This is a genomic window from Pedobacter miscanthi (genome assembly GCF_003315595.1).
Lineage (GTDB): Bacteria > Bacteroidota > Bacteroidia > Sphingobacteriales > Sphingobacteriaceae > Pedobacter > Pedobacter miscanthi.
In genome coordinates, this window is record NZ_QNQU01000003.1 from 284271 (window position 1) to 298734 (window position 14464).

The 14464-nt window shown below is 38.0% G+C and carries 15 protein-coding genes; all 15 read left to right on the forward strand.

The genetic code is table 11. The annotated features are described in order from the left end of the window. Positions 1-18: 18 nt before the first annotated feature. The 15 genes from nrfD (at position 19) to DRW42_RS05030 (ending at position 14133) form a co-directional block, all read left to right on the forward strand. Positions 19-1491 carry an NrfD/PsrC family molybdoenzyme membrane anchor subunit gene (gene nrfD, locus DRW42_RS04960; protein WP_113947719.1) on the forward strand — a complete coding sequence of 491 codons (1473 nt, stop codon included), beginning with the start codon at positions 19-21 and terminating at the stop codon, positions 1489-1491. Positions 1492-1493: 2 nt separating this feature from the next. Continuing rightward, on the forward strand, positions 1494-2030 hold the full coding sequence (locus tag DRW42_RS04965; protein WP_113947720.1) for a DUF3341 domain-containing protein: 537 nt from the start codon (positions 1494-1496) through the stop codon (positions 2028-2030). Continuing rightward, entirely contained in the window at positions 2002-2607 is a 606-nt protein-coding gene (locus tag DRW42_RS04970) for a c-type cytochrome (protein ID WP_113947721.1), read from the forward strand. The genes DRW42_RS04965 and DRW42_RS04970 overlap by 29 nt, the downstream gene beginning before the upstream one ends. A 16-nt stretch (positions 2608-2623) precedes the next feature. Further along, positions 2624-3844: a quinol:cytochrome C oxidoreductase gene (locus tag DRW42_RS04975; RefSeq protein ID WP_113947722.1), complete on the forward strand. Its 1221-nt coding sequence runs from the start codon at positions 2624-2626 to the stop codon at positions 3842-3844. 69 nt (positions 3845-3913) lie between these two features. Continuing rightward, entirely contained in the window at positions 3914-5146 is a 1233-nt protein-coding gene (locus DRW42_RS04980; RefSeq protein ID WP_113947723.1) for a cytochrome c oxidase subunit II, read from the forward strand. 23 nt (positions 5147-5169) lie between these two features. Next, positions 5170-7050, forward strand: a complete 1881-nt coding sequence (locus DRW42_RS04985; RefSeq protein ID WP_208643498.1) for a cytochrome c oxidase subunit I — start codon at positions 5170-5172, stop codon at positions 7048-7050. A gap of 82 nt (positions 7051-7132) precedes the next feature. After that, entirely contained in the window at positions 7133-8191 is a 1059-nt protein-coding gene (locus DRW42_RS04990) for a COX15/CtaA family protein (protein WP_113947725.1), read from the forward strand. Positions 8192-8203: 12 nt separating this feature from the next. Beyond that, a complete protein-coding gene (gene cyoE / locus DRW42_RS04995) occupies positions 8204-9112 on the forward strand; it encodes a heme o synthase (protein WP_113947726.1) in 909 nt (302 codons plus the stop codon). A 15-nt stretch (positions 9113-9127) separates the two neighbouring features. After that, positions 9128-9694 (forward strand): cytochrome c oxidase subunit 3, encoded by a 567-nt coding sequence (locus DRW42_RS05000; RefSeq protein ID WP_113947727.1) that lies wholly within the window; start codon positions 9128-9130, stop codon positions 9692-9694. Positions 9695-9725: 31 nt separating this feature from the next. Continuing rightward, entirely contained in the window at positions 9726-10439 is a 714-nt protein-coding gene (locus DRW42_RS05005) for a cytochrome c oxidase subunit 3 (RefSeq protein ID WP_113947728.1), read from the forward strand. 25 nt (positions 10440-10464) lie between these two features. Further along, positions 10465-10818: a cytochrome C oxidase subunit IV family protein gene (locus DRW42_RS05010; RefSeq protein WP_113947729.1), complete on the forward strand. Its 354-nt coding sequence runs from the start codon at positions 10465-10467 to the stop codon at positions 10816-10818. Then, a complete protein-coding gene (locus DRW42_RS05015; protein WP_113947730.1) occupies positions 10818-11513 on the forward strand; it encodes an SCO family protein in 696 nt (231 codons plus the stop codon). The genes DRW42_RS05010 and DRW42_RS05015 overlap by 1 nt, the downstream gene beginning before the upstream one ends. An 85-nt stretch (positions 11514-11598) precedes the next feature. Continuing rightward, entirely contained in the window at positions 11599-12141 is a 543-nt protein-coding gene (locus tag DRW42_RS05020) for a DUF420 domain-containing protein (RefSeq protein ID WP_113947731.1), read from the forward strand. 170 nt (positions 12142-12311) lie between these two features. Further along, on the forward strand, positions 12312-12911 hold the full coding sequence (locus DRW42_RS05025; RefSeq protein ID WP_113947732.1) for an RNA polymerase sigma factor: 600 nt from the start codon (positions 12312-12314) through the stop codon (positions 12909-12911). 61 nt (positions 12912-12972) lie between these two features. Next, complete coding sequence (locus DRW42_RS05030) at positions 12973-14133, forward strand: FecR family protein (protein WP_113947733.1); 1161 nt, start codon at positions 12973-12975, stop codon at positions 14131-14133. Positions 14134-14464: the final 331 nt, after the last annotated feature.

A 14464-nucleotide genomic window follows, 5' to 3' on the forward strand; every position in this document is an offset into this window, starting at 1 on the left:
ATAAAGAAAATACAAATTATGTCAGGACATAACGAATCAATACTTAGAGAACCATTAATTACCGGCGATAACATTACGTATGCAAAAATTACGGATGATATTTTAATGCCGGTAGAGAACAAGCCAAACAAGGCTTGGTGGATTGGTTTCACCTTTGCTTCATTAGGTGCTTTACTTTGGGTGGTTGCGGTAAGCTACACCTTCTGGAACGGTATCGGATCATGGGGTTTAAATAAAACAGTAGGTTGGGCTTGGGATATCACCGGTTTCGTATGGTGGGTAGGTATCGGTCACGCCGGAACACTAATTTCGGCAGTATTATTACTCTTCCGTCAGAACTGGCGTAACTCTATTAACCGTTCGGCAGAGGCGATGACGATTTTCGCCGTAATCTGTGCCGCAACTTACGTAGTATCTCACATGGGCCGTCCGTGGTTAGCTTATTGGGTTTTACCTTTGCCAAACCAGTTCGGATCACTTTGGGTAAACTTTAACTCACCATTGGTGTGGGATATGTTTGCAATCTCTACATACTTCTCTGTATCATTATTATTCTGGTACACAGGTTTATTGCCAGATATTGCTACCATCCGCGACCGTGCAGTGGGCACACGTAGAAAAATCTATTCTATCTTCTCTTTTGGATGGAGTGGAAGTGTTAAAACATGGCAACGTTTCGAAGCGGTGTCGTTAATCTTAGCCGGTATCTCTACACCACTTGTACTTTCGGTACACACCATTGTATCAATGGACTTTGCAACATCGGTAATTCCTGGATGGCACACTACCATCTTCCCTCCATACTTTGTGGCTGGGGCGATCTTCTCAGGCTTTGCGATGGTATTAACCTTATTATTGGTTGCACGTAAAGTATTAGGCCTTGAGAATTACATCACCATGTTCCACATCGAGTCGATGAACAAAATCATCATCTTAACCGGATCAATCGTAGGTGTGGCTTACTTAACAGAGTTTTTCATCGCCTGGTATTCAGGTTCTGAATACGAATCATACGCATTCGTTAACCGTTCAACCGGTCCGTACTGGTGGGCATACTGGATGATGATGACTTGTAACGTAATCTCTCCACAGTTATTATGGTTCAAAAAGATCCGTTTAAGCATCAAAGCTACCTGGATTTTATCAATCGTGGTAAACGTGGGTATGTGGTTCGAGCGTTTCGTAATTATCGTTACTTCATTACACCGCGATTATATTCCTTCAAGTTGGGCAATGTTTTATCCAACCTGGGTTGATATCAGTGTATTCGTAGGTTCAATCGGATTGTTCTTTACTTTATTCTTATTGTTCTTAAGGGTATTGCCATCAATCGCTATCGCAGAGGTTAAATTATTATTGAAATCTGCAAGTGAGCAAGCCAAAATGAAGCAGATTAAAGAAGGACATGAGAATAAAGAATATGTAGCTGAGTACATAGAGTCTTTAGAGAAATTTGATAGTGTTAAACAAGAAGATTACGCAAAAATATAACAATGAGTGATATCAAATATATTTTAGGCAGCTTTGGCGATCCTGATGAAATGATGCACGGCATCGAAAAACTTCAGGAAAATAACATCAGCATTTATGATGTATATACTCCAATGCCTATACACGGAATAGAAGCCAAATTGGGAATTAAAAGATCAAGGATCGATATCGCGGCATTTTGCTTTGGTATTACCGGTACCTGCTGTGCATTCGCTTTGATTTATTTCTGCGCAGTAATCGATTGGAGAGTAAACATAGGTGGTAAACCATCATTTGCATTGCCGGATTTTATTCCGATAATGTTCGAGCTTACAGTATTATTCTGTGCTTTCGGTATGGTGTTAACTTACTATGCATCTACACACTTATTTCCGGGAAGAGCACCACGCGTGATGGATTTAAGGGCTACCGATGACCGCTTTGTAATCGCAGTGGATGCGAAAGACAATGTAGCACATACTGTAATTGATGGTTTATTAAAAGATGCAGGTGCTTTAGAAGTAAAGTATAATGAAAGGAAGTACATTAGCTATGAATAAGAATAAATTTGTTTACACGGCGTTTTTAGCTATCGCTTTTGCAGCTACCTTTTCTGCTTGTAAAGATAAACGCAGTACTGGCTTGGAATATGCCAGAAACATGTATGATCCGATTGCTTACAATCCGGATCAGCCAAACAAGAATTTTAAAGATGGTAAAACTGCACAGTTGCCACCTGCACATACAAAACCGGTAGGTTTTACCGAGTATGATGAGTTTCCTAACACAAAAGAAGGATACGAAGCTGCAGGTGTAAGCATGGTTAACCCTTTACCTGTAGATACAATCAATTTAGCCCAGGGACAGCACCTGTTCAAAGTTTTCTGTAGCCCGTGCCACGGAGAAAAAGGAGACGGACAAGGACATTTGGTTAAAATTGAGAAATTTAGTGGCGTACCTTCGTACTTCTCAGGAAGTTCATCAAGAGGGGGAGAGATGAAAGCACTTACGGCCGGTAAAATCTACCATACCATTACCTACGGTGTAAATAACATGGGTTCGCATGCTTCGCAAATCACACCAATTGATCGTTGGAAAGTGGTGATGTATGTTCAGGAATTACAAAAACAACAATAAGTAAAGCAGAATATAAATGGGAACTCACAATATTAATTTTAGTGAACAGTTTGAGTTTACAGGTAAAGTAAAAACATTAAGTATAGTTGGTATCGCTTTAGGTGCCGCTGCTATTCTTTATGGTTTCTTAGCTGGTGATAAAGTGATGCACGAGCGTACTTTTGCCAACCTGTTGCTTATGGCATATTACTTTGCATGCGTATGTATGTCGGGTACATTTTTCCTAGCTGTTCAATATGTAGCTCAGGCAGGTTGGTCTGCATCAATTTTACGTGTACCACAAGCTATGGCAAAAACATTGCCTATAGCAGCAGCAATACTTTTTGTAGTTGTAGCCGCTGGTTTGTATACGCACAACCTTTATCACCACTGGCATGCTGACGGATTAACCGATCAGAACAGCCCTAACTATGATGCCATCATTGCTGGTAAATCGGTATTCTTAAATGTGCCGTTTTTCTTAGGTCGCCAGGTAGTGTTCTTAGGTATCTACAGTATATTTTCGATCATGTTTGTTAAGTTTTCTTATAACGAAGATTTAGCTGGTGGTTTAAATTCATACAGAAAAAGCTTTAAAAATGCTTGTATCTTCCTGGTAATTTACGGTTTTACTACACCTGTATTTGCTTTTGATACGATCATGTCGTTAGAAGCGCACTGGTTCTCAACCATGTTCGGTTGGTATAACTTCGCAGCAATGTGGGTGAGCAGTTTAGCTACTATTGCCATTATCATCATTTTATTAAGAAGAGCAGGTTATATGCAATGGGTTAACAACAGCCACTTGCACAACTTAGGTCAGTTTATCTTTGGTTTCTCTATCTTCTGGACATACGTATGGTTTGCCCAGTTCTTATTGATTTACTATGCAAACATGCCTGAAGAAACTGTATACTTCTACAAACGCTTTGAATATTACAAGTTCTGGTTTTTCTTAAACCTTGCAATGAACTTCTTAGCGCCGGTATTATTATTAATGGACAGGGATAACAAAAGAACAGATGCCAAACTATTATTTGTGGCTATCGTAGTATTGTTAGGTCACTGGGTAGATTACTACCAGATGATTATGCCTGGAACGGTAGAAGCACATAATGGTTTCGGTATTATTGAAATTGGTACTGCACTGGGTTTCGTTGGATTGTTTACCTTTACGGTTTTAACAGCATTGAGCAAAAAACCACTGATAGCAAAGAACCACCCATTATTACAAGAAAGTTTGCATCATCAATTGTAGTGGTGATAAGATAGAGCAAATATTTGATTATTATTATAATTAGCAGTACAGCGTACTACTTTTAAGAAAATGAGTTTAAGAAAGTTTATAACGAATAAAACGACCGCAGCTTTAGCAGTATTGATTACTGCTTTTGCAAACACTAGCGTATTTGCGCAAGATGCAGCAGCAGGTGCTGCCGCGGCACCTAAGGTTGATATGGGCGAGGTTTATAAATCGGTAATATTTTATATTCTGGTTTTTCTTGCCGCATGTTTATTCATTGCCATTATTGGTAAAGCAATAAGGGTATACGAATTAAGCCGCGAAGCACAGGGTAAAGCTGTGGGCATTAACTGGAACAGGATACATGCAAGTTTATTTGCCCTGTTTTTGGTAGTAGGTTTATATGGTGTATATTGGGAATACACGGTGCATGGCGCCATGTTGTTACCTGATGCAGCATCTGAACACGGAAAGAAAATTGATGAAATGTTTAACTTAACATTAATCATCACCACAATCGTATTTGTGGTTACACACATCCTGTTATTCGGATTTTCTTATATCTACAAATACTCAGCTAAAAGAAAAGCTTACTACTATCCACACAACAATACAATTGAAAAAATCTGGACTATCGTTCCTGCTTTAGTATTAACTGTATTGGTGCTAATGGGTTTCTTAACCTGGAGATCTATTTTCTTCAAAGTAGAAGATCCTAAAAATAAACCATTGCAGATCGAGGTTACTTCAGAGCAGTTTAAATGGTCTATCCGTTATCCTGGAGCTGATGGTGTAGTAGGTAACAAAAACTACAAATTAACTACAGCAACCAATCCACTGGGTATCGATTTTAAAGATCTTAACTCACGTGATGATGAAATGGCTGATGAGATGGTAATCCCTGTTGGGAAACCGGTAAAATTAATCTTAACCAGTAAAGATGTAATTCACAGTTTTTATATGCCGCATTTCAGGGTACAGTTAAATACCGTGCCGGGTATGAGGGTATATTTTGAGTTTACGCCTACAAAAACTACTGCCGAAATGCAGCAGGAAACAAACGATCCTAACTTTAAGTATCTGTTCTACTGTGCTAAAATCTGTGGATCTGGTCACTACAACATGCAGAAAGTTGTACGTGTAGTTTCTGAAGCCGAGTACAAAACCTGGATAGCTGAGCAGAAAACATACTTAAACGATGATTTAAGAAAACAATTTAATTTGCCAGTGGCACCTGCACCTGCAAAAGCAGCAGCAGATTCGACAGCTACAGATACAGCAGCTGTTAAAACTAACCAAATGGCTTTAAATAAATAATATTAAGCAGGAGCGAACGAATTATGTCAACAATAGCATTACACGACGAACACAATCACGATCACGCTGATCATGGGCATCATAAAGAGACTTTGATTTCAAAGTACATCTTTAGTATGGATCATAAAATGATTGCCAAGCAATTTTTAATTACCGGTATTATTATGGCGGTAATTGCAATGGGCTTATCTATTTTATTCCGTATTCAATTGGCATGGCCAGATAAAACTTTCCCATTTTTAGAAACATTTTTGGGTAAATGGGCTGAAGGTGGCCGTATTAAAGCAGATTTTTACCTTGCCCTGGTAACTATTCACGGTACCATCATGGTATTCTTTGTACTTACCGCTGGTTTAAGTGGTACATTCAGTAACTTATTAATCCCGCTTCAGATTGGTGCCAGGGATATGGCTTCGCCATTTCTGAACATGCTTTCGTACTGGTTCTTCTTTATGGCTTGCGTGATCATGATGTCATCATTCTTTATCCAAACGGGACCAGCATCTGGTGGTTGGACGGTTTACCCGCCACTATCTGTTGTAGCCAAGGCTATGCCGGGTTCGGGTATGGGTATGACTTTATGGTTGGTGAGTATGGTACTTTTCGTAGCGTCATCTTTAATGGGTGGTATTAACTACGTAAGTACAATCTTAAACATGCGTACTAAAGGTATGGACCTTTGGAAAATGCCGTTAACCATCTGGGCTTTCTTTTTAACTGCTATTTTAGGTATCTTATCATTCCCTGTTCTTGTAGCGGGTGTAGTGTTAATGGTATTCGACCGTAGCTTTGGAACAAGTTTCTATTTATCAGATATCGTAATGGGTACTGATATTTTACCAAACGAAGGTGGTTCTCCAATTTTATGGCAACACTTATTCTGGTTCTTAGGTCACCCTGAGGTATATATCGTAATTATGCCTGCATTGGGTATCTCATCTGAGGTTATCTCTGTAAACTCGCGTAAACCGATCTTCGGTTACCATGCGATGGTTTATTCACTAATCGGTATTACTGTATTATCATTCATTGTTTGGGGGCACCACATGTTTGTAACCGGTATGAACCCGTTATTGGGTGGTGTGTTTATGATTACAACCCTGATTATCGCGGTACCATCGGCAGTAAAAACCTTTAACTACTTAGCTACATTATGGCGTGGTAATATCCGTTTTACTCCTGCAATGTTATTTGCTATTGGCTTGGTATCATTCTTTATTTCTGGTGGTTTAACCGGTATCTTCTTAGGTAACGCATCACTGGATATTAACTTACACGATACTTACTTTGTTGTTGCCCACTTCCACTTAGTAATGGGATCAGCAGCAATTTTTGGTATGCTTGCAGGTGTTTATCACTGGTTCCCTAAAATGTTCGGTAGAATGATGAATGCCAAACTGGGGTATTTACACTTCTGGTTAACTTTCATCGCAGCTTACCTGGTATTCTTCCCGCTTCACTTCCTAGGTTTAGATGGTGTACCACGTCGTTACTATGCATTTACCGAGTTTGAGTTTATGAAAAAATGGTTAACAGTTAACGTATTTGTAACCTGGGCAGCTATTATGGCCGCACTTGCTCAAGTAGCGTTCTTGTTTAACTTCTTCTACTCAATCTTTAAAGGAAAAGTATCTCCTCAAAATCCTTGGGAATCTAATACATTAGAGTGGACTGCACCGGTTGAGCACCTACATGGTAACTGGCCTGGAGAAATTCCAACTGTTTACAGATGGCCATATGATTACAGCAAACCTGGTCATGACGCAGACTTTATTCCTCAAACTGTTCCTTTCTCTCAAACCATGAGCTCTAATCTGCCTCACGATTTTGAAGGAAATGCGGAAGCAGAAAAAATTCAGCAGGACTGGGAATTAGCTAATCCTGTTACAGAAAACAAGGGCTAGTTTAAGCTTTAAATAAAATTTTAAAAGGGGTATCTGATTAAGTTTCTGCTTATCCGGATACCCTTTTCATCTTAATAGATATATGGTCAGTAGATCAGAACAACGTTTCATTAGTATTAATCTTATAACCATTGTAGTTACGCTACTGGTTATACTTGCCGGAGGTATTGTGCGCAGTACAGGCTCGGGCATGGGCTGTCCGGATTGGCCTAAATGTTTCGATCGTTATATTCCACCAACTGATGTATCGCAGCTTCCTGCCGATTATAAAGAAAAATATGTAGCGGGCAGGTTAAAAAAGAATGAGAAGTTTGCCAAATATTTAGAAAGCATGGGTAAAGTTGCCCTGGCTGATAGTATAAGGCATGATAAAAGCATTACCATACCTGAAGAGTTTAATCCAACCAAAACCTGGACGGAGTATTTAAACCGCTTGGCTGGTGTAGCCGCTGGGATATTCCTTTTTTTAACCGTTGTTTTTTCTTTTACCTATCGTAAAACAGCCAAAAGGATTATTGTATTAAGTATCCTAAACCTTTTGGTAGTTGGCTATCAGGGTTGGTTAGGGTCTATAGTGGTATCAACCAACCTTACCCAGTGGGTAGTAACTGTACACATGCTTTTAGCGCTGGTTATATTAGCCATTTCTATTTATACCTATAATTACGCTAAACAGCTAAATAAGACACCTTCTGTTATTATGTACAGGATATTATGGCTGAAAGGATTTTTGTTCTTTACCTTGATAATCAGCATTATTCAGATTGTTTTAGGTACTGATGTAAGAGAAGCTATTGATGAAATTGCAAAAGCACTGGCTTATAACAGTAGAAATACATGGATTTCGAAAGTTGGCTCAGTATTTTCTTACCACCGCGATTTAGCTATTTTGGTTGTGGTAACCAATGCCATAGTTTATAAAATGGTTATCGACCGTTTTAGTGGCAAAGCTGCGCCATTGTTAACGGCACGGTTTATTTTAATTACGCTCCTGGTTCAGTTGTTAAGTGGATTTGCATTGGCTTACATTGCTTTTCCACCTGTAGCGCAGGCATTACATATCCTGTTCTCAACACTGTTATTTAGTTTACAGTTTTATCTATACCTGTTGGTTTACCGAACAAGTACGTATAAACAATAATTTTTAAGGAAATTGAAACAATATCTTTCAGATTTTTCTAAACTTATCAAATTCAGGCTATCGTTTACGGTGGTGTTTTCGGCATCGATTTCTTTTTTAATCGGACAGAAAATGCAGGTGGGAAGAGGCCATATCCCTACTATTGACTGGGGAAATTGGCTAATCCTGATTGCCGGTGGATTTTTAGTTACTGCAGCGGCAAACTGTTTTAACGAGATAATAGAAAAGGATCTTGATAAACTAATGTCGAGAACAAAAGATCGCCCAATGCCTGCAGGTAGGATGACAACCGGACAGGGTTTAATTTTGGGTGTATTTATGGCATTTTTAGGTACATGGCTGTTAGGACATTTAAACCTCGAAACGGGGCTACTATCGGTATTTTCGATTCTGCTATATGCTTTTGCTTATACACCATTAAAAAGAAAATCGCCAATTGCTGTTTTTGTAGGCGCAATCCCTGGGGCATTACCACCACTTATCGGTTATTTGGCTGCTTTTGGTAGTTTAAAGGCTGAAATGTTTTACGCAATAGACTATAATATTGCAGTTATTTTATTCCTGATCCAGTTTGTATGGCAGTTTCCACACTTTTGGGCAATTGCCTGGGTGTTGGATGATGATTATAAAAAAGCCGGATTCAGATTATTGCCGTCCAAAAAAAGAGACAAAACAACAGCTTTGATTACCTTTTTAAGCACATTGATTTTAATCCCGGTAAGTTTATTGCCAACCATTTATGGTTTTGGCGGTTATTACATTGGCGGTTTATCGTTAATTGCCGGATTGATTTTTAGCTGGTTGGCTTTTAAACTTTTAATGAACAGAGAACTGATTGATGCAAAGAAAGTGATGTTCTGTTCATTTTTTTACATCCCGGCTGTACAGTTGGGCTTATTATTAAATTTTATAGCAAAATAACTTATGGTTATCACAATGGAAAAAATCCAGGATACATTTGATCCAAAACCCAGAAAGTTTATTGTTTGGCTATTTGTAGTATCATCTACCATTATGTTTGGGGGCTTTACCAGTTATTACCTGGTATTTGCCGCATCTAAAGGTAAAGGGCATGGTTTAGTATTGCCCGATGCATTTATTTACTCAAGCTTAGTAATTATAGCAAGCAGTATTACCCTTTTTTTAGCGTCTAAAGCGCTACGGAAACTTAATTTCAGCTTACAGCGCAACCTGCTTTGGGTTACTGTTATATTGGCCATTGCTTTTGGCATAATGCAGTTTAATGCGTGGGGAAGTATGGTGAGGACCGGTGCTACTTTAGTAGGTAACAATGCCGCCATTTCTTTTATTTATGTGGTGTCGGGCATGCACTTATTGCACATTATTGCAGGTGTTGGCCTTATTATTAATGCATTAGCAGGTAGCTATAAAAACATTCCTGCTGCTAAAAGCCAGTACAGAATGGAAATTGCTTCTATTTTTTGGCATTTTATAGATATATTATGGATATATCTGTATGTTTTTTTACTTTTGAACCGTTAAATTTGTTAACAAACTATTATACTATTTCCAAATGAATGCAGTATCACAATTAGATCAAGTTAAAACCGGACCATGGAATGGTGGTCGTTCTCCGTGGTCGGTAGAATATGGCAAAATCATGATGTGGTTTTTCCTTTTGTCAGATGCTTTTACCTTTTCATCTTTATTGATCTACTACGGCGCTCAGCGTTTTTCTAAATTAACATGGCCAGCCCCTGATAAGGTTTTCCAATCTATCCCGGGCGTTATGGAGCATGGTGCACCACTGGTATTTGTGGGTATCATGACTTTTATATTGATTATGAGTTCGGTAACTATGGTATTGGCTGTAGAAGCTGGGCACAGACGTTCTAAAAAAGAAGTAATCGGCTGGATGATTGCAACCATCATTGGTGGTTTCATGTTCTTAGGCTGTCAGGCAATTGAGTGGACTCACTTACACCACGATGGTTTCTGGTGGGGACATATCCCATCTGCAGAAGAATTAAAACACTTCTTCAATAAACCTGAAGATGTATCTTTGATCGCTTCGCAACAATTTGCAAACTTGTTCTTCACGATTACAGGTTTCCACGGTTTCCACGTATTCAGTGGGGTTATCATTAATATCATCATCCTGATTATGACGATTAATGGTACTTTCGAAAAACGCGGACATTATTTAATGGTTGAAAAAGTTGGTTTATACTGGCACTTCGTAGATTTAGTATGGGTGTTCGTATTTACATTCTTCTACTTGGTTTAATTTATCATTCTATAAAAATATTTTTATGTCAGAGCACTCACATACAACAGAAGAACACGGACACGATGATCATGCAGGTTTATCAAAAGGTAAAATCTGGAAGGTTTTTGGTATCCTTTTATTAATCACCGTAATCGAGTTTATCATTGCATTGGTATTAATCCCGAAAGGAATTATGACCCAACATTTTGGTAACTACGTTTACATTGTATTAACCTTGTTAAAAGCATTTTATATTGTTGCGTACTTTATGCACTTAAAGTATGAGAAACTGGGCTTACAGCTTGCGTTAACCGTATCATTCATTTTTATTATTTACTTTATTGTTTTAATGTTAACAGAAGGTGGGTTTTTAAACCTGCACATGATGCACCATTAATGAAAAGAAACCCTATAAAAAAGGTATTAATCCTGGTAAGCATTTTAGCTATACCGGGATTTTTGTTTTTTTACTTATTGCCTCACTTTGCAAAAAACAGGTATAAGAGTTTACCCATTTTTGGTGAAAAGGTTGTTGCATCAACTTTCCATAGTGTAAAGGGAAAAAAAATCCCAGATACGATCTACCACCTGGTTCCTGACTTTAAACTGATCAACCAGCATAGCGATACCGTTAGCTGGAAATCACTTGAGAATAAAATTGTAGTACTTAACCTGTTCTATTCAGGGGCCGGTAGTCAGCAAACCAACAAATACATTAAACAGCTATCTGACGGTTATGAACAAAAACCATTGGTTAAGTTTTTAAGCTTATCGGTAGATCCTGCTGATAAAAGTAAATTGAAAGAATTTGCAGCCGGTTTTAAAGCGAAAGAAGGCAAGTGGGATTTTCTGGCTGGCGATACTGCACAAACCTACCCTTTGATTAAACAGGGCTTACTGCTGGATGTGATCGAAGACGATACCAAAGAAAAACCAACATTCATTTTCGGTAATAAAATTCTGCTCATCGATAACTTGCACCGCATCCGTGGCATGTACGATGCTGATAATGCCGAAGCCAATGCACGTTTGGAAGATGAAATTAAAGTGCTTATTGCAGAATACCTGAGAAACGTTAAGGACGGCCGCTAAATTAGTTGGGATTTAGAGTTGGGAGTCTTGAGTCCTAATTCTGCCAATTACATTAAATAAATATAAAAGAGATTAAATAATACTCATGGAAAATAGCCCGATTGAGAAAAAATATAATAAATGGATCATTATCCTATCCATTTTTATCCCTGTTGCCGTAGCCTTTTTGTTTGTGGTTAAATTAAAAGACTTGGGGATTGATGCACCAACCCTTCCTTTTTTACCTCCTATTTATGCGACTATTAATGGCATAACAGCCATATTGTTGGTGGTTGCTGTTTGGGCAATCAAAAATGGCAAGGTTAATCTGCACCAAAACTTAATGAAAACGGCCATTGGTTGTTCTGTATTGTTTTTAGTACTATATATTGCTTATCACATGACTACACCATCAACTAAGTTCGGTGGCGATGGTACGATAAAATATATTTACTTCTTTATCCTTTTAACACATATACTGCTTTCTGTAGCCATTATCCCTTTGGTATTGGTTACCTATGTGAGGGCATTGGCCGAGCGTTTTGATAAACACAGGAAAATTGCAAAAATAACTTTTCCATTATGGCTGTACGTAGCAATAACCGGAGTTGTGGTGTACCTGATGATTTCGCCGTATTATCAGTATTAGTAGCTTTATTGAGTACAAAAATAGATGAAGCCTTACCCAAAAATGTAAGGCTTTTTTAGTTATAGTTGCTTTAGCATTTGCTTTAAACCATTTTTTTTTCCACTTTTATGTATCACTATACCCACAAAATGATTCTTAAATTTTGTAAGTGTGCATATATCAACTAATTTATGGCTATAGGAAGGATTGAAGACGAGCATAAGCTTATAGAAAGAATCGTTGGAGGAGATGAACAGGCTTTCTCTGTTTTATTCTTCAACTATCTTCCTGTACTTCAGATTTTTGCTACAAAATTTACTAAATCAGATGATGCTGCAGAAGAAATTATCCAGGATGCTTTTTTAAGGGTTTGGCTAAACCGCGATAAATTGGCAGAAATAGAGAATGTTAGGGCATATCTTTATAAATATGTTTCAAATGAGTGTTTGAGTTATCTCCGTAAAAAGCTTAAAGAAGATAAAGTGATCGATGCTTTTACCAATAAGCAACCTAGCAGTCACAATAGTACATCCGAAGAAATCAATTTAAATGAAATTACCAAAATCATTTCGGTAGCTGTAGAAAAACTGCCCGAACAGCGTAAAAATATATATCAATTGAGTCGTCGTGATGGGAAAAGCATTCCAGAAATAGCCGAAATATTAAATATTTCTCCAAATACCGTTAAAAACGCACTTGTAATATCGCTTAAATCCATAAGATTACACCTCAATCAGCATGGTATTACCTTTGTTTTTCCATTGATTTTATTCTTTTTTAAAATAAAATAAAAAAAAGAGAAATCCCGATAGTCCTAATTTTCTTTTACTGCTTCTTAGTATCAGAATCTTTATGGAAGAACGTATACATTATCTCTTACAACAGTTTTCAGCTAAAACATTAAGTCCTGCAGAAAGAGAAGAACTTTTGGCTTTGGTTGATAACGGATCTACAATACTAAGCAGCGAAATTGTGAAAATGATCGTTGCTGAGGAAGATTGTATAACCGAAGTAGTAGAAGAAAGGTGGAATCCTGTTCTCAATAAAATCCTGACTATTGATAAACCAAAAGCTGCTCCCCGCAGAATTTTAATGAATACCATAAAGTGGGCGGCGGCAGCAGTTGTTTTCATCACGCTCTCTGTTACAGGTTATATATCCTTAAATAAAAAGAAGGAGCACGTTTTTGTAACAGATGTTGCTCCGGGTAAAAATAAGGCAATCCTTACCTTGGCTGATGGTAGAAAGATTTCACTTTCTGATGCTACCACAGGTGATATAGCCAAAGAGGCGGGTTTATCCATTACCAAAACAGCAGATGGACAACTTGTTTATCATATTGCCGAATCAGAAAATGTTGATGATACAAGGGTGAATACCATAACTACTCCCAAGGGAGGGCAATGGCAGATCCGTTTACCTGATGGCTCTACTGTATGGCTAAATGCAGCATCATCAATTCAATATTCCTTAAATATAGGTATAGCCAAACAGCGTTTGGTAAGACTTGACGGAGAGGCTTATTTCGAAGTGGCAAAAGATAAATCACACCCTTTTATTGTAGAAACGGATAAACAATCAGTCGAGGTACTGGGTACACACTTTAATATCAATAGCTACCGCGACGAAATGGTAACCAAAACTACTCTTTTAGAAGGTAGCGTGCGTGTATTGCACAAAAGCACTAACCAAAGCGAAATATTAAAACCTGGCGAACAATCAATCGTATCATTAACTGGTATTGATGTAAAAGAAGCTGATGTAGACGAAGCCATCGCCTGGAAAAATGGCTATTTCATGTTTGATAATGAAAGACATGCCAGTATTTTACGTAAAGTGGCGCGTTGGTATAATGTAGAGATCGAATATGCCGATCCTGAAGCGAAAAATGTAATGTATTATGGAACGGTAAGCCGTTTTGAAAAAATATCGAAAGTCTTAACCAAACTAGAGCAAACCGGAAAGGTTCGCTTCGATATTAAAGGTAATACCATTATTGTGCATAAAGAATGACGCAAATCAGATGGTGGCTTAACTATCCGCCATCTTAAAAATAAACAACTAATTAATCAACCTTAACCTAACAAATGATGAATAAACTTCGACAACACTTCTGACGATTCTACGCTGAATAAATAAAAAAAGGAGTGCTTGCAACACCCCTTTAAATATCTGCTCAGTTATTCCGTAAACCGGAATCGATTAAAAATCAATTTATTTCTTGGATAACCGCGAAACGCTTTTTGGCGTCCAAACTTAATTGCGTTCCGCACAAAAACAGACTATTAAATGTACAAAATTTATATCAGAATTTTATGTACGCATCGACGCTACATTCCTAAAT

Coding starts and splice junctions, on each gene's coding strand:
- nrfD (WP_113947719.1), top strand. CDS start 19: ATGTCAGGACATAACGAATCAATACTTAGAGAACCATTAATTACCGGC.
- DRW42_RS04990 (WP_113947725.1), top strand. CDS start 7,133: ATGGTCAGTAGATCAGAACAACGTTTCATTAGTATTAATCTTATAACC.
- DRW42_RS04980 (WP_113947723.1), top strand. CDS start 3,914: ATGAGTTTAAGAAAGTTTATAACGAATAAAACGACCGCAGCTTTAGCA.
- DRW42_RS05010 (WP_113947729.1), top strand. CDS start 10,465: ATGTCAGAGCACTCACATACAACAGAAGAACACGGACACGATGATCAT.
- DRW42_RS04985 (WP_208643498.1), top strand. CDS start 5,170: ATGTCAACAATAGCATTACACGACGAACACAATCACGATCACGCTGAT.
- DRW42_RS05005 (WP_113947728.1), top strand. CDS start 9,726: ATGAATGCAGTATCACAATTAGATCAAGTTAAAACCGGACCATGGAAT.
- DRW42_RS04975 (WP_113947722.1), top strand. CDS start 2,624: ATGGGAACTCACAATATTAATTTTAGTGAACAGTTTGAGTTTACAGGT.
- DRW42_RS05025 (WP_113947732.1), top strand. CDS start 12,312: ATGGCTATAGGAAGGATTGAAGACGAGCATAAGCTTATAGAAAGAATC.
- DRW42_RS05000 (WP_113947727.1), top strand. CDS start 9,128: ATGGAAAAAATCCAGGATACATTTGATCCAAAACCCAGAAAGTTTATT.
- DRW42_RS05030 (WP_113947733.1), top strand. CDS start 12,973: ATGGAAGAACGTATACATTATCTCTTACAACAGTTTTCAGCTAAAACA.
- DRW42_RS05020 (WP_113947731.1), top strand. CDS start 11,599: ATGGAAAATAGCCCGATTGAGAAAAAATATAATAAATGGATCATTATC.
- DRW42_RS04965 (WP_113947720.1), top strand. CDS start 1,494: ATGAGTGATATCAAATATATTTTAGGCAGCTTTGGCGATCCTGATGAA.
- DRW42_RS05015 (WP_113947730.1), top strand. CDS start 10,818: ATGAAAAGAAACCCTATAAAAAAGGTATTAATCCTGGTAAGCATTTTA.
- DRW42_RS04970 (WP_113947721.1), top strand. CDS start 2,002: ATGAAAGGAAGTACATTAGCTATGAATAAGAATAAATTTGTTTACACG.